The sequence below is a fragment of the Streptomyces sp. NPDC048352 genome (assembly GCF_040651895.1).
Taxonomy (GTDB): Bacteria; Actinomycetota; Actinomycetes; order Streptomycetales; family Streptomycetaceae; genus Streptomyces.
The window spans coordinates 28620-49136 of the sequence record NZ_JBEZKZ010000054.1; the positions used below are offsets into that span (position 1 = coordinate 28620).

The 20517-nt window shown below is 68.7% G+C and carries 7 protein-coding genes; 2 read left to right on the forward strand and 5 right to left on the reverse strand.

What is annotated here, in order from left to right; genetic code table 11:
• Positions 1-325: 325 nt before the first annotated feature.
• On the reverse strand, positions 326-7132 hold the full coding sequence (locus tag AB0D45_RS24600; protein ID WP_362462667.1) for a polymorphic toxin-type HINT domain-containing protein: 6807 nt from the start codon (positions 7130-7132) through the stop codon (positions 326-328).
• A gap of 970 nt (positions 7133-8102) precedes the next feature.
• Here AB0D45_RS24600 and AB0D45_RS24605 point away from each other — a divergent pair.
• Together AB0D45_RS24605 and AB0D45_RS24610 are read left to right on the forward strand one after the other, a co-directional pair.
• Entirely contained in the window at positions 8103-12161 is a 4059-nt protein-coding gene (locus AB0D45_RS24605; protein ID WP_362462670.1) for a ricin-type beta-trefoil lectin domain protein, read from the forward strand.
• 270 nt (positions 12162-12431) lie between these two features.
• Positions 12432-14648, forward strand: a complete 2217-nt coding sequence (locus AB0D45_RS24610) for a germacradienol/geosmin synthase (RefSeq protein WP_362462673.1) — start codon at positions 12432-12434, stop codon at positions 14646-14648.
• Between the two features lie 73 nt (positions 14649-14721).
• Here the strand turns inward: AB0D45_RS24610 and AB0D45_RS24615 are convergent, their stop codons facing one another.
• From AB0D45_RS24615 to AB0D45_RS24630, 4 genes are all read right to left on the reverse strand, one after another.
• Positions 14722-15957 carry a GNAT family N-acetyltransferase gene (locus AB0D45_RS24615; protein ID WP_362462676.1) on the reverse strand — a complete coding sequence of 412 codons (1236 nt, stop codon included), beginning with the start codon at positions 15955-15957 and terminating at the stop codon, positions 14722-14724.
• A 106-nt stretch (positions 15958-16063) separates the two neighbouring features.
• Positions 16064-17329, reverse strand: coding sequence for a YncE family protein (locus AB0D45_RS24620; RefSeq protein WP_362462679.1), 1266 nt, complete (start codon positions 17327-17329; stop codon positions 16064-16066).
• A gap of 115 nt (positions 17330-17444) precedes the next feature.
• The gene (locus AB0D45_RS24625) at positions 17445-18596 is read right to left on the reverse strand and encodes an XdhC/CoxI family protein (RefSeq protein WP_362462682.1); all 1152 of its coding nucleotides are present in this window, start codon (positions 18594-18596) and stop codon (positions 17445-17447) included.
• 71 nt (positions 18597-18667) lie between these two features.
• The gene (locus AB0D45_RS24630) at positions 18668-20131 is read right to left on the reverse strand and encodes an NCS2 family permease (RefSeq protein WP_362462685.1); all 1464 of its coding nucleotides are present in this window, start codon (positions 20129-20131) and stop codon (positions 18668-18670) included.
• Between the last annotated feature and the right edge of the window lie 386 nt (positions 20132-20517).

Here is a 20517-nt window from a genome sequence, read left to right on the forward strand (position 1 = left end):
TCACCTCTAGACGGAACAGGGCTCATGCCAATGCTTCGCGCAAAAACCTCCAGGCGCCAAGCGTCAAATGCCTCCGACCCGTTTAGGAGTAGGTCCATCTCGATCTCAGCGCCATCGGGTCCGACCATCCGACACCCACGCCCATGGACCGAATACGAGAAGCCAGCATCCGACTGCCCCCTTCGCTCCAACTCGCCCACGCGGACAGCCTCCAGCACGTGCTCCAGCGTGTCGAACTGAGGATAGTTGCCCAGCAGCGCCGTTCTGATGAGCTTGCGATACCGCAGGAAGGAATGCACACAGACGGCAGCTTCATTCGACTGACTCACCGGCGCCTCCGCCCTCTCCGCTCCTCGGGGAAGTCCCCGCCCACTTCGATAGACGCCCAGACCACTTCATCAGCGGATTTATACTTGTAGGCCTTGATCTCATCAAGTGTAAGAGATCGGTACTGAACGTCGATCCCTGCCTTCTTGGCCGCCGCAACTCGATGGTGACCGTTGATCACATAGCGCCGATTCAGATGCTCAAAGACCTCGATGGGCTCTCCGACCCAGCCATCCCTGGTCATACTTTCGGCAATTTGATCGACCCGTTCACGATCTCTGGCGCCCCCGAGCTGCTCCGTTCGCTCCACTTCATGGGGGCTGACGGAGCAATTGTGGACGAGTACCGGGGTGGCCCCTGCGAGCACATAGTACGTGTGGAGGTCTTTGACCGTGAGGTTGTGCGTGGTGACGTCGTACGGGTAGGTGCGGACCGATCCGACCGTGAGGGTGGTGCCGTCGGGCTGGCGGAGTTGATCACCGGGGACGAGTTCGCCCGCGTCGACCCACTGGGCCCGGGAGTCGCTCCAGTAAGGGTGGTGGTAGGTGGAGGTGATCTTCGCGGGCGGGCCGCGGGGGTTCGCGTCGTCGGTCAGGGTGAGGTCCGTGAAGTCCTTGTCGTCCGGGGTCGTGATGGTGGCCGTGACGGTCCTGGGGGCGGTTTCGCCCGTCTGAGGGTCGGTCGCCATGACGGTGTCACCGTCGCGGACTTCCTCGATCGACTTGGTCGTGCCGTCGGCCATCAGTACTCGGACGCCGGCCGGGAAGCTGTTGCATGCGGTGGGGCGCGACGGCCCGTCCGACTCGCCGCCTCTGCCGGATCCGCCCTCGCTCTTCGCCGCGTCCGCTTCGCCCTTCGCCGCCTTGCTCTCGGTCCCGGCGGCGTCGCCGGCTGTCTCCTTCACAGCCTTTTCTTCGGCTGCTTTCACCGCCTTGGCTTCTGCGGTCTTTGCCTCAGCCACCGCCTTCTTGACCTTGCTGAACGCTCCTGCGGCCTCCGCCGCACCGCGCTCCGCCGAGTGAATGGCGTCGTAGGCCTTGTTGACCTCTCTATAGATCTTGAAAGCCTTGATGCCGACCTTGACTGCCTTGAGGAGCTTGCCCCAGGGAACCGCGTTGAGGGCCGTGTTGATGCAGGCCATCACATCGCCCTTGGTGAAGCAGTCCCGCGCGTCGTTGAACCCGATCAGATCGCCGACCAGGTCGACGACCTCCTCGACCAGGTGGTCCCGCCTCTTCTTGGCCGCCGTGAGGGTGTTGTTGGCCCGGGTGAGATTGCGTTCGGCGACGTACTCCTGGTATCCGCCGTAACTGCCGCCGAGGTCACTGGAAGAGACGTGCTCCTCCGCCCAGTTCATCCCTTCGCTGCATGAACTCCCCTCGCACCTGATGGCGAGCTTGCCGCTCGGGTCCGAAGCGTCGACGGGGTTGTTGTTGGCGTACGCGTATGCGTTCCACTGTTGGGGGTCGCCCCGATCGATGATCGGGTCCGGGCTGATGAAGCGGCCCGTCGTCGGGTCGTACTCGCGGGCGCCGAGAAGGGTGAGCCCGGTGGCCGCCTCCTTGATGCCGCCGACGAAGCCCTTGTCCCCGGCCCAGGAGCCCTGCGCGGGCTGGGTGCCCCGCTCGTTGCCGAAGGGGTCCGAGGGCCTGCGGACCTGCGCGAGACTGGCGGCGTCGAACTGCACGCCGTTGGTGCCGTGGTGGTCCGAGGACTGGTACGCGAGGGTCGACGTGCCACCCGTTGTGGTGCGGGTGACGGAGAGGCCGCTGCCCGCCGGGTACGTACGGACGTTGGTGACCTTGTTGGCACCGGCCTCCAGGGTGATCTGGTCGCTGCCGAGGTTGAGGGTGGTCTTGCCCGGGTCTCGACGGATCAGTTGGCTGCCGGCGGTGTCGTAGAGGTAGCTGGTGCCCGCGCTCTCCCCAGTTCCCGTGATCTTGTCCAGCTTGCCCTGGTCGTTCCAGGTCAGGGACTTGGTGCCGGGAGTGCTGGTGATGGACGCCGTGTTGCCGGTGGCGTCGTAGGTGAATGAGGTGACCTTGTTACCGGACGGACCGGTCTCCGTGGAGGTCATCAGGGCGTGTGGGCCACCGGTGCCACCGCCCGTCTTCGGGTCGGAAGACGGAGTGTTCGGCCCCGAGCCGAAGGTCTGGGTGACCGTCGTGTCCTTGGCCGTGTTACCGGTGACGTCCTTCCTGACCAGCCTCTTGCGGTTACCGAGCTTGTCGTACTCGTACTGCTGCCAGTACGGCGCCGGACCGCCCACGCTCGGCTTCCCGGTGCTGTCGACAGCCGGACCGCCGCTGTTGGCGCAGCCGCCGATGCCGCGGACGCTCGGCTGCGGGGCCGTGATCTGCGCGGCGGTGTCGGTCCAGGCTTGTGTCAGCCGGCCCAGGTAGTCGGTGTTGAAGCATTGCAGGTCACGGGCGGCCCCGTCCTGGGTGTCGCTGATCGAAGTGAGCTGGCCGACCTGGTTGTAGGTGTAGTCGATGACGTCGACGCTCGTGGTCGCCGCGGTCTGCTTGTCCAGGGTCGTGCGGACCGGACGGCCCGTTGCGGCGTCGTAGTCCAGCGACGAGACGATCTGTCGGCCAGCGCTGCCGACCGTGTTGCGGATCGGCCTGCCGAAGGCGTCGTAGCGAACGTCCACCAGGTACGGGGTCCAAGCCGAATCGATGGTGCCGTCCAGGGCCAGCAAATTGCCCACGATGTCGATGTCGTACGTGAGGGTCTCGGCCTTGAGGCCGGCCTCCGGGATGGCCGGCAGCTTGGTCTTCTGGAGCTGACCGTACTGGCCGTAGGTGTTGGTGGTCTCGTAGACGCCTTGGAGCTTGCCTTCCTTGCCGGGGATGGTCGTCTTCGAACCGAGCGGCCGATAGCCCCCGTCGTAGCCGGTGACCTCGGTGACGTAGGCGCTGCCGGCCGCACCCCCGACGTAGCGGGTGCTTCCCGTGGGCTTGCCCAGGGCCAGACTGTCGTACGTGAATCCGCCGACCTGCCTGGCGGGATCGACTGTCGTCCCCTCGTAGGTGGCGGTGGTCCGCCCGAGGAGGTCCGTGACAGTCGTGGCGCTCTTGCCACGGGCATCGGTGACGGTGACGAGATTGCGGCTGTCGTCGTAGGCCGTCGTCGCCGTGCCCGCGTCCGGGTCGGTGGTCTTGACCGTACGCCCGAGGAGGTCGTACGTGAAGGTCCACTCGTTGCCCGCTGAGTCCTTGCGGAGAACTTCCTTGCCCTGCGCGTTGGACTCGTAGGTCGTCTCGTCGTACGCCCCGGTGGGGCTGTTGCTCTTGTACTGCCGCAGGACGGACGTCGTGCCATTGGTGATGCTCGCCGTGGCGTATCCGCCGTTCGGCGGGATGGACCGCACCTCGTCGGCGCCCGGGTACTCGGTCTTCGACCGCCACTGCTCGACGCCGAAGGACTGGAAGACGGACGCGGTGGCACGGCCCAGGCCGTCGAAGACCCTGACGCTCTGCGCCGGGATCTTGCTGTCCGCATTCACGCCGGCGTTGGGCAGGAACAGTGCGCCCGACGGGTCCTTCTCGTCGTTGTAGTAGGCGGCACTGGTCTTCGCCTGACGCCCGTGCGAGTCGAAGTGGGCGTCCGTGATCAAGCGGCCTGTGACACCCGATCCCGGAGTGGCCTGCGTCTGGCGGATCCGGCCGAGGCCGTCGTAGATGGTGAAGGTGGACGCGTAGGTCTGGCCGTCCTTCATGAGGGTCTTGCTCAGAACGGTTGACGGCGCGTCGGTGCCGTTCATCCCGTAGGAGAACTCGCGCACCGCCTTGAAGGACTTCGAGCGCTCCTGGCCCGGCTGCCAGACGGCGACCACACGTCCGAAGGCGTCGTAGTCACGCTCACCGACCCGGCCGTTCTCGTCCGTGGACTTGAGCGGCAGGGAGCGCCCCGGGTCAAGGGTGTTGGACGTCTTCCAGCCCAGGGGATTGGTGTGGACGACCTCGGTGGGCAGGAAGCCGGTGGCCGGCTTGTACTCGGTCCTCGTCACCGCACCGTCAGGGTGGGCGGCGTCCTTGCGCACCTTGTTGGTGGTACTGGTGACACGGCCGTACACATCGAAGGTGGAGGTGGAGTTCAGACGGTAGACGGGCTTGCCCGCGCCGTCGTACTTCTCGAGGACCTCGTTGCCGGTCTGGTCGGCGGTCGCGCCGGCCTGGCCGAGGGGGAGGTTGTCGAAGTAGGAGCGGGTGTCGCCGACCGTGTTGGCGGTGGTGGGCGTCTGGCCGCACGCACCGGAGAGCACGAGGGTGCGGGACGGGAGCTGGGTGACCGCCCCGCCCGGGCCTGTGGCGTACTCAAAGGTTGTGCAGAGCCGTTGGTCGGGGCGGGAGAGATCGCTCCTGTCGTCGACCTGGAGGGGGCGCGAGGCGAGCGTGCCGTCGTAGGTGGAGGTGCGCTCGCTGGTTCGCCAGCTGCCGTTGGCAAGCTTGGCACGGCTGGTGACCTTGCCGGTGTTCACAGCGCGTGCGGTGATCGCCGGCATGCCGCCGGACTGGGCGCGGGTCGCGGTCACGGCGCCGAGCCAGGGTGTGGTGACCTCGTCGGCGATGACGCTGCCGTTGTCACCGTCGTGGGTCTCCGTCTGGCGGACGAAGCCGGCCAGGACGTCCTCGTCCTTGATCGAGCCGCCCTGGGCGTCGCTGATCGTGACGCTGCGCTTCCCGCCGTTGGCCAGGACGTCACCGTCCATGCCGCGCAGGAAGGTGGCGACTGACTTGGTGCGTGGTCCGTCCGCCGGACCGCCGTTGCCTGTACGGGTGGTGACGGTGGCAAATCCACGGAACTGGTCCCAGGTCCGGGTCTTGGCATCGGTGGACTCGGAGTCATTGCGGTGCCATGCGATGCCGCCGCCGTACTCGTAGTCCGTGACGGTTGCGACCTGGCCGGCGACCATGTCCTGCTGGGTGACGGACTGGACAACGATCTTGTTGAACCAGTCGTTGACCGGCTCCTCATAGGACTGGCCGGGCAGATACCACTTGACCGGCATGCAGGCCATCGTGTTGCCGTCCTCGGATGACGGCATGGTGTTCTTCAGCCGAGAACACTCCGCAGGCCGGTAGACGACGTTGATGCGGCCACCGGTCTCCGTGGTGATCGTCTGTATGCGGGGACGGTTGTATGAGGGCGCCGAGGCCTCCGTGCCATCCGGCCGTTTGACGACACCGTCGACACGGTTCGCCATCTGGAGCGGCGTGAACGACACCGGCGGCAGGGTCCGCGGGGTCTTGCCGTTGGAGCCGGTGCGCTGGATCGAGTCGAGCCACAGCGTCGGCGAGGTACCGTCGCCCGGGTCCAGGAAGGATTGCTTGAGCGCGTACGAGTCGACCTTGACCCAGGCGGTGCCGACCCGGACCTCGGTGTAGATCTCGTAGAACTTCTTGGTGGTGAAGTAGGTCGGTGACAGGTTCAGGCACTGCCCGGTTGCCGCGCACTCCTGGTCGACAGGGGTATCGGGCCAGGACTTGGCGTTGGTCTTGTTGCGCTGCGCAGGGTCACAGGCGACCGTGCCGCCGGGCACACAGCGCTCGTTGTTCTTTAGGACAACCTGAGCGGCCGGCTTCGCCGTTCCCTTCGCAGCGATCTGCTCGGGAAGGCGCTGGCCGTATCCGATCCAGGTCGGGAAGCTGCCGCGCTGGTACTGCGTCAGGGTGCCGTTGCCGTCGTTCTGGCCGCCACCGCGGCCGTAGTAGTTGTTCTCCTGCTCGTAGCGGTAGGAGATGAGGTTCTGGTGGGGGTCCACGACGTAGTCGAGGTTCCACTGCCAGCCCATCTGCACCCAGGAGCCGTTCGCGGGGGTCTCTGCCCCCAGGCACTTGTCCTGGCCAGTGTTGAAGTACACCGGCACCGTGGAGACGGACTTGGCCTCCGGGTCGGTGCCGTCACCGCCTGGCAGACGGTTGGAGCCGAAGTAGTACTGGGTCCCGTCGGTGGTGGTGACCTTGAAACCCTCGCCCTTCCAGGCGGAATTCCGCTGGCCGGTCAGGCGCTCGATCTTCGTCCCGTCTTCGCCCTTGATGTGGTAGACGCAGCTGGCGTCGTCACGGACGATCTGGCCGGAGTGTCCGGCCAGGTTGAGGGAGAGGACGTCGCCGGCCCAGCACTCGTCACCCGAGTCCTTGATCCCCGTGTCCTTGCAGCTCTTGTACGTGCGGGAGATCGATCCGGGGTGCCAGTCCCATCCCTCGCCGATCATGCCGGCCTGGGCGTTGGTGGAGGCTGTCCGGCCGTCGATCGAGGCGGAGTCATAGCCCAGCGACATGCCGGGCGCTTGCCCGGCGATCGCGGAGGGGACCTCGACCGTATAGCCGTAGGTGAAGTTCGCCGCGTTGGCTCCAGCCTGCCAGGAGGCGGAAGGAAGGAGCGGGGTGGCGGTGAAGTCGCCACTGGCACCGGCCGGACCGGGCTCGACAGCAAGGACGACGCCTTGCGGCGCCGAGAACAGGGCTGCGTTCGACCGGGGGCGCGATGTCAGAACCGAGGCCGAAGTCGCCGGGTTCTGCGGTACGGCGACCTCTGCGGTTAGCCGCCCGGAGACGTCCCGGTGCGCGGCGACCGGTGTACGCGTCGTACAGCCGGGCGCTCCTGGGTTGGTCAGTGCACAGCCGGGCAGCTGAACGAGGCGTGCGCGGTCTGCCCAGTTGGCTCCGGCCGCCCTGGCCCAGACCGAGACGTCCAGGCCGACCCGCAGCTTGCCCGAGGCCGCGCCCGGCGTGTTCTCGGTGAGGGAGACGAGGGGGCCGTTGACTCCGGCAGCGCGCGTCTTGACGTCGTCTTTCACCTCGACGCGAAGACCGTCACCCGGGTCCGCGACCGGCCCCAGCTTCCCGACCCCTGAGGATTGATTTGCGCCATTGCCGGTTGCAATCCAGACGGGGAGTGATCCAGCCTGGACGGAACCAGGGCCAATAACCCCTCGAGGATCGCTCTTTCCATTCAAGGAAACATTCGCGACACCGGCTGGAAGTTTACCGTCTAATTTCGGAGACCAGTTTCGGCCACCCGTAAGCTTCAAGCCCGGCGATTTTGCGTCAGCCCCCTTCACCGGCTTCGTTTCAGCCAGCGGAGTTTTCGGTGGCGTCCACACCTTCGGCGGCTTGTCAGCCGCCTCCGCCACAGGAAGCCCCAGGCCAGAGACGAGCACTCCGGCCACCGCAGCGATCGCGACACGCGATCTCGCGGTGCGGGAGCGCACGAGAAACCCACCCCTACTGAACAACTAAATCCCCCCACGGGATGCAATTCGACTTGATCAAGAGCCGACGTGGCCCCAGATCCAAGGCACTCTAGGGAACGGACGTTCGCTCCACCTAGTAAATTCTTAGAGTCTTCTCACATGACCAACGTCACTTGAAGACAGGACGACACTTCCCCTCTCAAAAGGGACGACCGCCCCCAGCAAACTGTTGACAAGCTTGCAGGAGTGAAGGGACTGTGCGGCCTGGCTTCTGTCCGTCTCACAGCTCAGGGGGGCTCTCAACGTGAGGTCGTCGTTTCTTCCATCGCGCACAGCAAGGCCGGGGGGCCTCAGGCGGGGAGCCGGTCGCATAGCGATGCTGCCCGTCGCAGGTGCTGTCGCGCTCTCCCTCACCTCCGGTGCCCTACTGGGTCCGCCTGCCTTCGCGGCTGGGGCATCCGACTACGGGCCCACCGAAACGAAGTGGCCCGCACCCACGCCCAGAACGGCGCCAACCGCCCAACAGAAGGCAGTCGATGACGCCCGCAGTGCCGCGAGGAGCACCCGGGCGCCCGTGCTCATCGAGCACCTCACCACCGGCGACTCCCAGACGTTCGCCAATCCGGACGGCACCCTGACCAGCGACTCCACCCCAGTCCCTGAACGGGTCAAGGGCACGGACGGGAAGTGGCACGGACTCGACGCCACCCTTCGCCCTCAACCCGACGGGACCATCGCACCTGCCGCGACCGCCTCGAAGGTGAGCTTCTCCGGAGGCGGAAGCGGGCCGATGGCCGCTATGACCACCGCCGACGGCAAACAGCTGGTCCTCAAGGCCCCGTTCCCCTTGCCCAAGCCCCTTCTCAACGGCAACAGCGCTCTGTACAAGGGAGTCCTGCCCGACGTCGACCTCGAGCTGACGGCCACGCCGGTCGGAGGCTGGCGGCAGGTGCTGGTGGTTCGCACTGCCTCAGCGGCTGCGAACCCCGTTTTGCGCCAGCTCCACTTCGGCATCGACACCAAAGGGCTGGCCGTCTCCGCAGACGGGCCCGGCAACCTCAGGGCCGTGGACACCCAGGGGAAGACCCGATTTTCTGCCCCAGCCCCCCTCATGTGGGACTCCTCGAACGGAGCCGCGCAGAAGCCCTTGGGCAAGACCGATGGCACCAGGGCCCAAAGGTCCGCTCCGACAACGGAGCAGCGGACCGAGGAGCACGGTGCATTGTCCACTCCCGATGGTCCCGGCGCCGGCGCAGCCGTAAGCCAGATCGCCACGACCGTCGATGCGAGCGGCATCCAGCTGGTCCCCGATGCCGCTTTGCTCAGCCAGGGCACCGGTCCCTGGTACATCGACCCCGGCTGGAACCCGGATGCGGACAACGGCACCCAGGCCTGGTCCCAAGTACAGGAGGCATACCCGGACACCAACGAGTACAACGGCACCGCCGAGGGCCAGGACCGGCCTGCCGCAGGGTACTGCGGATTTTCCGCCGCCCCCTACGCATGCGCACGGTTCGGCAGGGAGCGTGCCTACTTCCAGGTCGGAGTGAACTCCGTCATCCACGGCGCGGAGGTGCTCGACGCAAGGCTGCACGCCACGGTCGTCGCGTCCTCAAGCCCCTCGCAGCCCACGCCGATGGGCCTCTACCACACCGGGCCGATCGGTAACCCCACCACCTGGAACAACCAACCCTGTGACCGAAATTCACGCATGGGTGGGTGCACCAAGATCGGTGGCATCAACATCTCGGGCACCGGTGACGTCCAGTACGACGTCACGACGCAGATGAGGAACGCCGCGAGGGACCGCTGGGCCGATTTCACCTTCGCCTTCGCCCCCGACGATGAGAACAACAAGTACTACCGGCAACGGTTCAGCAACAACCCGCACATCAAGGTCACGTACGATGTCCGGCCCACCAGCGTGTCTCCCCGGACGCGTCCCACCCCCGGTTTCGCGGACGTCGCCTCCTACGCGGACTGCAACACGCCCAACGCTCCCAATGCCCCGGACAATGCGGGCTGGGTGGGAGCCAACCACAACATCACCTTGACGACGTCCTCCAACTCGGCGGTCGGACAGCAGCTGCAGACCACCTTCCAGTACTGGGACACCGCTGACAGCGACAATTCCGTCTACGTCCGTACCGGCTGGCTGGGTAGCGGTGACCACACGGTCGACGTCGGCCGGCTCACCGACGGCCACCTCTACGGCTGGTGGTCGAACACCACCGATGGCACGCTCACCAGCGTCAACACCGAACGATGCTACTTCCGCGTCGACAGCACTCCGCCGACGGCGACCGTCACCTCCACCGACTTCCCCGCCTCGGGAACGATCGGCGCGCACCCGAAGCTCGTCGGCCAGGAGGGCGTCTTCACCCTCACCGGCACCGACCCCAGCCCCGCGAACGGCAGCCGCGCCTCCGGTCTCGCCTGTGCCCGTTGGACCACCGACCCCATCAAGGCGGCGGCCACGAACTGGAAATGCACGGACACCGAGACGGGCGTCGTCAAGCTGACCAACGGCACGGCCTCCGTCCGCTTCACCCCGCAGCGCTGGGGCACCAACTACCTCTACCTCCAGACGCAGGACGTCGCGGGCAACCTCTCCCAGCCGGTGGCCTACGGCTACTACGCCCCGTCCAACCCGAACAGCCCGGACCCGGTCTTCGGTGACGTCACCGGCGACCGAAAGGCCGATGTCCTGCTGCCCGACACCGCAGGCAACCTGCGCCAGTTCGGCGGTGGCAGCGACCCGGCAGCGGCGCCCAATGCCCGTATACGCCCGGCGCCGGGCGGCAACGGCTGGAACGGCATCCAGATCAGCCACCGCGGCAGTCTCGGCGTCAAGAACGTCGACGACCTGCTCGCACACCAGCCTGGGAACCAGGACCTGCACAAATACATCAACGACGGCAACGGCGGCCAGTTCGACACCCAGGCTCCCGGTACCGTGACCAAGCCCGCCACCTGTTCACTGCCTTCAGGCACCGCCGTCGACTGCGCGGCGCACGGCTACAGCAGCAACTGGGCCAACGTCACCCAGATCGCCGCCTTCGGTTCCCCCAACGGCGACGTGGTGAGCCCGGCAGGAGCCCTGCCCCGTTCCTCCCTCCTGTTCATGGAAAACGGGCGCCTATGGCTGGTGTCACCCGGCTCCACCAATGATCTTTCGTCCCCGGCCGTGCTCCTTTCAGGCAACGACACCCGCTGGTCCGGTTACGACCTGATCGCACCCGGCCGTGCCCAGGGGACGGCCTTCCCGACCCTGTGGGCCCGCTCCAAGTCGGACGGCAGCCTGCACGCGTTCTCCGTCAAGGGCACCGCCCAGTCCCCCGACCTCACCGGTTTCACCGACCCGGCCGCCGGCCTCATCACCGGCAAGGCCGACCCCAAGGTCTATCCCCGTGTCGGCTCCGACGGTGACATCAGCGGGGACGGCATCCCCGACCTGTGGGCGGTCGACGCCAACCAGCAGCTCGTCGTCTTCAACGGCACGGGCGGCGTCACCCCCCACCCGTACGTCACCGGTCTTGACCAGAACCCCGTCTCCCTCGGCAACCTCAACATGCCCAAGGCCCAGTGGAAACTCACCGGCCAGACGGGAACGACCACCCCCAGCGCGGTCGGCAACCACCCGGCCACCACGGCCGGCATCACCTTCCCCACCAGCAACATCGGCGGCCGTGACACCACCTACGCGGCCTTCACCGGTACCCAAGCGACGATCAGCACTACCGGCCCGGTGATCGACACCCGCAAGAGCTTCACCCTGAGCACCTGGGTCAAGCCCGGCGCCCAGGGCGGGCTGGTAGCCAGCCAGGACGGGAACAGAAACAGCGCCTTCACCCTCTACGCCGACCCTGCCAACGGCAACTGGCGGTTCACCCTCGCCAAGGCCGACGACGGCGGCTGGCCGTACGACTGGTCCGAAGCCGTCAACGAAGCGGCACGTTACACCCCGGATGCCTGGGCCCTGCTCACCGCCGTCTACAACGCCGACACCGGTCTGATGAGCCTGTACGTCAACGGTACGCTCGCCGCCAGCGGGAACCACCAGTCCAGCACGAGCCCGGCGCCCGTCGGGGGACTCGTCCTGGGCCGCTACCAGTCCAATGCCAAGCCCGACTACTACTCGGGCGGTTACACCGGCGGTGTCAGCAACCTCGCTGTGTATCCCTACGCGGCCTCCCCCACCTCCCCGGCAACGGTCGGCAAGGTCACCCTCGGCGCCGTCGGCCGGTGCCTCGACAACGAGCACGACAGCAGCGCCGACGGCAACAAGATCCAGATGTGGGACTGCAACGAGATCAACGGTGGCGGCGCCCAGAAGTTCGAGGTGCGGGGTGACGGCACCATCCGCACCGCAGGCAAGTGTCTGGACGCCACCAACGCCGGCACCGCCAATGGGACGCTCATCCAGCTGGTCACCTGCCATGACCACCCGGCGCAGCAGTTCCTGCCCCGCGCCGACGGCAGCATCTACAACCCGATCTCCGGCCGGTGCGTGGACGCGAGCGACATGAACAACGGAACCCAGCCCTACCTCTGGGACTGCAACCGCACCAACCCGCAACGGTGGACCATTCCCACCCTCAACACGGCTCCTCTGCCCATCCCCGCTCCCTGACCGACAACCGCCCGGGCCCGGCTCTTCGTCCAAGAAGGGCCGGGCCCTCGCGCCGTGCCACGGAGGGGCCCGCGAGGGCCGGGCGCGCCGCCTCCCCCGCCCCGCGCATCGATCCACACGCACACCGCAGCGGGTCGCGGAACGGCGTGTGCGTCACCTGAAGCGGTGAACTCCTCCTTAACCGGGGGGCGCCGGGGGTAGGGCAGTGCTGATCTCGTGCGGGGGGCGGAGGACCGGTCCCCGCATCCGTGACGAAAGGCCGGCCCCGCAGTGACGCAGCCGTTTCAACTGCCGGAGTTCTACGTGCCCTACCCGGCGCGCCTGAACCCCCACCTGGAGGAGGCGAGGGTCCACACCAAGCGCTGGGCGCGCGGCCTGGGAATGCTGGAGGGCTCCGGCGTCTGGGAGGAGCGGGACCTCGACTCGCACGACTACGCGCTGCTGTGCTCGTACACGCACCCCGACTGCGGCAGTGAGGCGCTGTCGCTGGTCACCGACTGGTACGTGTGGGTCTTCTTCTTCGACGACCACTTCCTGGAGACGTTCAAGCGCTCCCGGGACCGTGCGGGTGCCAAGGCCTACCTCGACCGGCTCGCCGCCTTCATGCCGATGGACCTGGCGAACGGTTTCCCCGAGGCCACCAACCCCGTCGAAGCCGGGCTCGCCGACCTGTGGGCGCGTACCGTGCCGGCCATGTCGGCGGACTGGCGGGAACGGTTCTCCCTGTCCACCAGGAACCTGCTCGACGAGTCGATGTGGGAGCTCGCCAACATCGGCATCGGCCGGGTGGCGAACCCCCTCGAGTACATCGAGATGCGCCGCAAGGTGGGCGGCGCGCCCTGGTCGGCCGGCCTGGTCGAGTACGTCGCGGCGGAAGTCCCGGCGCGCGTGGCGCACTCGCGCCCGCTGGGCGTCCTGCGCGACGCGTTCTCCGACGCCGTGCACGTCAGGAACGACATCTTCTCCTACCAGCGGGAGGTCGAGGACGAGGGCGAACTGTCCAACGCCATCCTGGTGCTGGAGACGTTCCTCGGCTGCTCCACCCAGGAGGCCGCCGAGATCTCCAACGACCTGATCACCTCCCGCCTCCAGCAGTTCGAGCAGACCGCGCTCACGGAACTCCCCCGGCTCTTCGCCGACCACGCCCTGAGCCCGCCCGAGGTCGCGGCCGTACTCGCCTACGCCAAGGGGCTGCAGGACTGGCAGTCCGGCGGCCACGAATGGCACATGGTCTCCAGCCGCTACATGAACGAGGGTGCCCGGGCCACGGGGCGGCCGGCCCTGCCCTTCCGCCCCAGCGGGCTCGGCACCAGCGCCTTCGACCTGGGTTCGGTCTTCACCCGGCGCTCGGTGGAACTGCGCCGGCGCTCCTTCGGCCACGTGCCCTTCGAGAAGACCGGCCCGTCCGTCATCCCCGACATGAGCATGCCCTTCGAGCTGTCCCTCAGCCCGCACCTGGAACACGCCCGCCGCGGCGCGGTGGAATGGGCCCGGCGGATGGGCATGCTGGAACCCCAGCCCGGGGACCCGGGCTCCGCGATCTGGAACGAACAGAAGATGCGCGGCTACGACTTCGCCCTCTGCTCGGCCGGCATCGCCCCCGACTCCACCGCGGAGGAGCTGCTGCTCAACGCGTGCTGGCTGACGTGGGGAACGTACGCGGACGACTACTACCCCGTGGTGTTCGGCCAGACGGGGAACCTCGGGGCGGCCAAGGCCACGACCGCGCGGCTGATCTCGATGATGCCGGTGGACGGCACGCAACCGGTGCTGCCGGTCACCGTGATGGAACGCGGACTCGCCGACCTGTGGCTGCGCACCAGCCGGGACATGGCCCCGGCCGTCCGCGCGGAGTTCCGGGCCACCGCCGTGAGCATGCTGGAGAGCTGGGTGTGGGAGGTGGAGAACCAGCTCCACCGCCGTGTCCCGGACCCGGTGGACTACGCGGAGATGCGCCGCCACACCTTCGGCTCGCAGCTGACCATGTACATGTGCCGGCTCGGCCGGCAGGGCCGGGGCATCCCGGAGGAGATCTACCGGTCGGGGACCATCCGGTCGCTGGAGAACGCGGCGGCCGACGTCGGCTGCCTCGTGAACGACATCTTCTCCTACCAGAAGGAGGTCGAGTTCGAGGGCGAGGTGCACAACCACGTCCTCGTCACCCGGACCTTCTTCGGCATCGGCTACCCCGAGGCCCTGCACATCTGCCACTCCCTGATGAGGCGGCGCGTCGAGGAGTTCGAGCACACCGCCGCGCAGCTGCTGCCCGTGCTCTACGACGACTGGAAGCTGGATGCCGCCGCCCGGGCCGGGCTCGACGGGTACGTCGCCGAGCTGCGGAACTGGCTCGCCGGGGTGCTGCACTGGCACCGGATGACCCGCCGGTACCGTGAGGAGGACCTCCACCGCCCGGGCGACGCGCTGTCCACCGGTGTCCTCGGCTCCGGCTTCGGCATGTCGGCGGCACGGATCGGCCTGCGCGCCTGATCCTGGGGGCAGTGGGGGCGGTCCGCTCGCCCGCCCCCGCTGCGGTCGGCCCCCCCGCCCGCCCCCGGAGGCGTCAGAACTCGTCGGCGGTGTGCGGCAGCAGCCGCGTGTGCAGGGCCGCGTCCAGGGCGGCCGCGGCGCCCGGCGTGTGCTCGGTCACCAGCCCGGCGGCCACCAGCTCCTCGACGCGGGTCCCGCCCAGGTAGCAGGCGGCCAGTTCCCGTACGTCCAGGGTGAGATCGGGGTCCGCGCCCGCCGGCTCGTACGTCGCCCCGCCCGGGCCGGCCTTGAGCCGGAACCGCCCGGCGTTCGCGGGAAGCCGTGCGTCGGACAGCGCGAGTACGAGTTCCACGGGCGCGGCCCACGACCGCGCGGTCAGCGCCGCCCGCACGTCGACCAGCCGCAGCCACAGCGCCGGGAACTGGGCGGTGACCCTGACCTGGTCGCGGTCGGCGGCGAAGTGCAGCAGGGGGTCGTCGAGGGGCCTGCCCCAGGCGGACACCCTGCCGGTCAGGTCGAGGGAGGCCAGGCACTGCCACAGCGCGGCGGCGACGGCCGGGGTCGCGGCTTCCAGTTCGTCGACGCGGACCAGGCCGGGCCCGCGGGCGGGCGCGCCCTCGTTCTGGTGCTTGGTGCGGTAGAGGGCGTAGCCCGCCACCGGTTCCCCGGGCTCGCCGAGGACGATGATCCGGGGCGGGCTCAACTCCTCGTCCTCCTCGTCCTGTTCGCAGAGCCACTCCTCGCTCCAGCGCTCCGCGCTGCGGCTCGGCCGCCCGGCCCGGGTCGTGCGGGCGGTTTCGTGGAAGGGGGCGATGACGGTGGCGGCCTCGTCCGGGCCGATCAGGCGCAGCGGGCGCGGGTCGGGGTCGATGCGCAGGGCGAGCGGCCGGGTGGAGTCGATCTCGATGGTGGCGCCCTGGGTGGCCGGTCCGTAGCCGAAGCGGCCGTAGATGGCGGCTTCGGAGGCCCACAGGACGACGAGCGGGCTGCCCCCGGCCCGGGCGCGGCGCAGCTGTTCGTCCATCAGGCCGGTGAGGACGCCCCGGCGCCGGTGGGTGGGGGCGACGGAGACGAAGGTGAGGCCGGGGGCGGGGAGGTCGGCGCCGCCGGGGACGGAGAGGCGGAACGCGTGGGCGGCCATGAAGCCGACCAGCGCGTCGCCGTCGTAGGCGCCGAGCCGTGAGCAGCGGGCGAGCAGTGCCCGGTGCCGTTCGCGGGCCTGCGCCTCCGGCCGGTCGTGGAAGACCAGGTAGGCGAGCTCCTGGGCCCGGTCGATGTCGGCCTCGGGTACCTCGCGGATGTCCACCATGATCGGGAGACTAATCGGTCATCGCGGACCGCTCACACCATAATGGCCGGATCTGCCCGTTCCGGCCGGTGCCGCTGACGGCCCGGCCGGGTCCGGGGCCTTGCCGTCAGGGGCCGGCGGGGCCGGTCCAGCCGGCCGGGACGTGGCCGATTCGGACCCGCTGGGGGTGGTCGCCGACGGGGACGGAGACCCGCTTGGCCCCGGTGGCGAAGTCGATGGCGGTGATCCGGTCGGCGCCGCTCTCGGAGATGACGCAGGCGGTGCCGTCGCCGTTGACGGTGGCCCAGTAGGGCTTGTCGGCGGGGACGAGCGGCCCTTCGGCGAGGGTGGCGCGGTCGACGACGGTGGCGTAGTCGTCCATGGTGCCGGCGATGCAGAGCCTGCTGCCGTCGGGGCTCATGGACATGCCGTGGTGGCGGGAGTCGTTGACCCATTTGGTGCGGTCGGCGGGGGTGGCGGGGTTCTCGGGGAGGGTCTTGACGCGGGTGATCCGGTCGGAGGCCACGTCGTACTCGAGGAAGCCGTTGAAGAACGACACCTGGAAGTACAGCTTCGATTCGTCGGGGCTGAAGGAGACCGGGCGTACGGCGTCGGACAGGTCCCCCCGCCCGAAGGCGTCGAGGCGTTCGCGCATGTCGATGACGCGGACGGTGCGGAAGGTCTGCGCGTCGACGACGGTGATCTTCCGGTCGCCCTTGGTCCAGTCGAGCCAGGGCGCGTCGAGGGCGGAGGTGACGTCGCCGATGGCGCTGTTCCACAGGTAGCGGCCGCCCTGGGTGAAGGTGTTCTCGTGGGGCTTGTCGCCGGTGGTGAAGGAACCGGCCTGCCGGCCGGTGGCGATGTCGAGGACGTGGACGGTGTTCGCGGTGGAGGCGGAGACGGCGACCCGGGTGCCGTCGGGCGAGACGGCCATGTGGTCGGAGCGGTAGCCGGCCACGGGGAAGCGCCAGTTGATCCGCCCGGAGCGGAGGTCGATGGAGACGACGTCGGCGAAGCTGGGGCGGGAGACGACGACGGCGGAGCCGTCGGGCGTGGTGTACATGTCGTCCACGAACTGGTCGTGGCCCTCTCCGGCCGTGGCGCGGACCCCGAGGAAGAAGCCGAGCCTGACGGGGTTGAGGTAGATCTCGCGGAGCCGCTCCTCCTTGTCGGGCACGACGTCGATCCGGCCGATCCGGGCGAGGTCGCCGGTGGAGGCGAGGACGTCGGCGGTGCCCTCCCAGTTGTTGCCGACGAACATCACCTCGCGCAGGCCGCCGGCCGGCGGTGTCGCCGCCCGGGAGGCCGGGCCGAGGGCGGCCACGAGGCCTGCGAGCGCCAGGGCGCACGTCAGGCGCAGGGTTCGTGCGGGGATACGGCCGGTCCGGGACATCCGCTCAACTCCGATACGGGAAAGCGCTGTTACCGGCCGGTAAAATAGGCGGGACGCGAAGAAGGCGCAACCCCCAGGAGGGTTGCGCCTTTCTCCCGGGTCAGGGGGCGCCCCTTCAGGCGACCGAGCCGATCCTGCCGACCACCGTGGTCGAGGCGTCGTGGTGGATCGGTATGTGCGCGCCCGTCAGGGCGGCGCCGCTGCCGCCGCGGCGGTTCGCGACGATCTCGGCGGCGATGGACAGCGCGGTCTCCTCCGGGGAGCGGGCGCCGAGGTCCAGGCCGATCGGGGAGCGCAGGCGGGCCAGTTCGAGCTCGGTGACGCCCACCTCGCGGAGCCGCTTGTTGCGGTCCTCGTGGGTGCGGCGGGAGCCCATGGCGCCGACGTAGGCGACGGGGAGCCTCAGGGCCAGTTCGAGGAGCGGGACGTCGAACTTGGCGTCGTGGGTGAGGACGCACAGCACGGTGCGGCCGTCCACCTGGGCGCCCTCCAGGTAGCGGTGCGGCCAGTCGACCACGATCTCGTCCGCTTCGGGGAAACGCTTCTTCGTCGCAAAGACGGGCCGGGCGTCGCACAGCGTGACGTGGTAGCCGAGGAACTTGCCGATCCGCACCAGGGCGGAGGCGAAGTCGATGGCACCGAAGACGATCATCCGCGGGGGCGGGACGCTGGACTCGACCAGCACCTTCAGCGGCTCTCCGCAGAGCCGGCCGTCGGCGCCGATCTCCAGCACACCGGTCCGGCCGGCGTCCAGCATGGCGCGGGCCTCTTCGGCGACGGTGCGGTCCAGCTCGGGGTGGCCGCCGAAGCCGCCCTCGAAGGAGCCCTCGGCGTCGATGACGAGGGCGCGGCCCATCAGCTCGGCCGGGCCGTCGGCGATCCGGGCCACCGCGGCGGTCTCGCCCCGGGCTGCGGCGCGCAGCGCGGTGGCCAGCACCTCCCGCCGGGGGGAGCCCGCGGGGACCGGGGTGACCAGGATGTCGATGATCCCGCCGCAGGTCAGACCCACGGCGAAGGCATCGTCGTCGCTGTATCCGAAGCGCTCCCGGACGGTCTCGCCGTCCTCGAGCGCCTGCCGGCACAGCTCGTACACCGCGCCCTCCACGCATCCGCCGGAAACCGATCCGATGGCCGTGCCCTCGCTGTCGACGGCGAGCGCCGCTCCGGGCTGCCGGGGTGCGCTCCCGCCGACCGCCACGACGGTGGCGACGGCGAAGTCACGTCCCTGCTCGACCCACCGGTTCAGTTCCTCGGCGATGTCCAGCATGTGCGGCCTCCTCGGAGAGGTGTCGGATTCCAGTATCGGATGCGTGGAGGATCAGGTCGTGCTCACGTGCCCTACTTGACGCCGAGCCACGCCTCGAGCGGGTGGAGCGAGAAGAAGACCAGGAAGATCCCGGCCAGCACCCACATGAAGGCACCGACCTCGCGGGCCTTGCCCTGGGCGACCTTGATGGCCACGTAGGCGATCACACCGGCGGCCACGCCGGGGGTGATCGAGTACGTGAACGGCATGATCACGACGGTCAGGAAGACCGGGATCGCGGTGGCGCTGTCGGCCCAGTCCACGTGGCGGGCGTTCTGCATCATCATCGCGCCGATGACCACCAGGGCGGCGGAGGCGACCTCGCTCGGCACGATCTGCGTGATCGGCGTGAAGAAGAGGCAGGCGGCGAAGAAGAGACCGGTGACCACGGAGGCGAGACCTGTGCGGGCTCCCTCTCCGACGCCGGTCGCGGATTCGACGAACACGGTCTGGCCGGAGCCGCCCGCGATGCCGCCGATGGCGCCACCGGCACCGTCGATGAACAGCGCCTTGGACAGGCCCGGCATGCGGCCCTTGTCGTCGGCCAGCTTGGCCTCGGTGCCGACGCCGATGATGGTGGCCATCGCGTCGAAGAAGCCGGCGAGCACCAGGGTGAAGACGATCATGCCGATCGTCATGACGCCGACGTCGCCCCAGCCGCCGAAGGAGACCTGGCCGAACAGCGAGAAGTCGGGCATCGAGATGGCCGAGCCGGACAGCTCCGGCGGGCCGCTGCGCCAGGCCTTGGGGTCGATGTCCACGACGGCGTTGAGGATCGCGGCGACCACGGTGCCGCCGACGATGCCGATCAGGATGGCGCCGGGGACCCTGCGGGCCTGCAGCATGAAGATCGCGAGCAGGGTCACGCAGAAGAGCAGGACGGGCCAGCCGGCGAGCTCGCCGACGGAGCCGAGCTGGACCGGGGGACCGAACTCGGAGCCCTTGCCGACGAAGCCGGCCTTCACGAGGCCGATCAGGGCGACGAACAGGCCGATGCCCATGGTGATGGCGTGCTTGAGCGCGAGGGGGATGGCGTTCATGATCATCTCGCGGAGGCCGGTGACGACCAGGAGACAGATCACGACGCCGTACATCACGCACATGCCCATGGCCTGCGGCCAGGTCATCTGGGGCGCGACCTGCGAGGCGAGCACGCCGGAGACGGACAGGCCGGCGGCCAGGGCGAGGGGGACCTTGCCGACGAAGCCCATGAGGAGGGTGGTCAGGGCCGCCGCGAAGGCGGTGGCCGTGATCAGGGCCTTCTGGCTCATGGTGTCGCCGGCGACGTCCTTGCCGGAGAGGAGCAGGGGGTTGAGCAGGAGGATGTACGCCATGGCCATGAAGGTCGTGACGCCGCCGCGAACCTCGTTGCCGACGTTCGAGCCTCTATGGGTGATGTGAAAGTAACGGTCGAGCCAAGAACGCCCAGCGGGGTTCAGAGTGCCGTCGCCGGCCTCTTCCGCGGTGGTCTTGGGCTCCACAGACGACTGGGTCATGGTGCCTGACTCCCAAGGTTCAAAGGGGCACCCGCATGGAGATTGGAGACACGGGATTTGGGAAACTGCGCTGGCTGCACGACCCGGGGTGACGGCCCGAGGCGACGCGGAATGTGCACTGCGTGTACTGCGGGTAGTGCGGGGTGACCGCTGGTACTACGTGGGGGTTTTTGCAGGGGTTCTGCGAGGTGACGAGGACCGCGAGCGGAGCGGTACTTCGTGCTCCGGGCGGTGCGGCTGTGAAGTGTGACGTTCCCGTGCCGCACCGCCCGGAAGTCCGAGGGGGGTCCGGGGGGCGCGCGGGCCCCCGCCCCCGCCCGCCGAGAGGGTGCCCGGGGGGGGTTGCCGGGGGTTCCGGGGCGTGTTTATCGACACGCCCCTGGGCC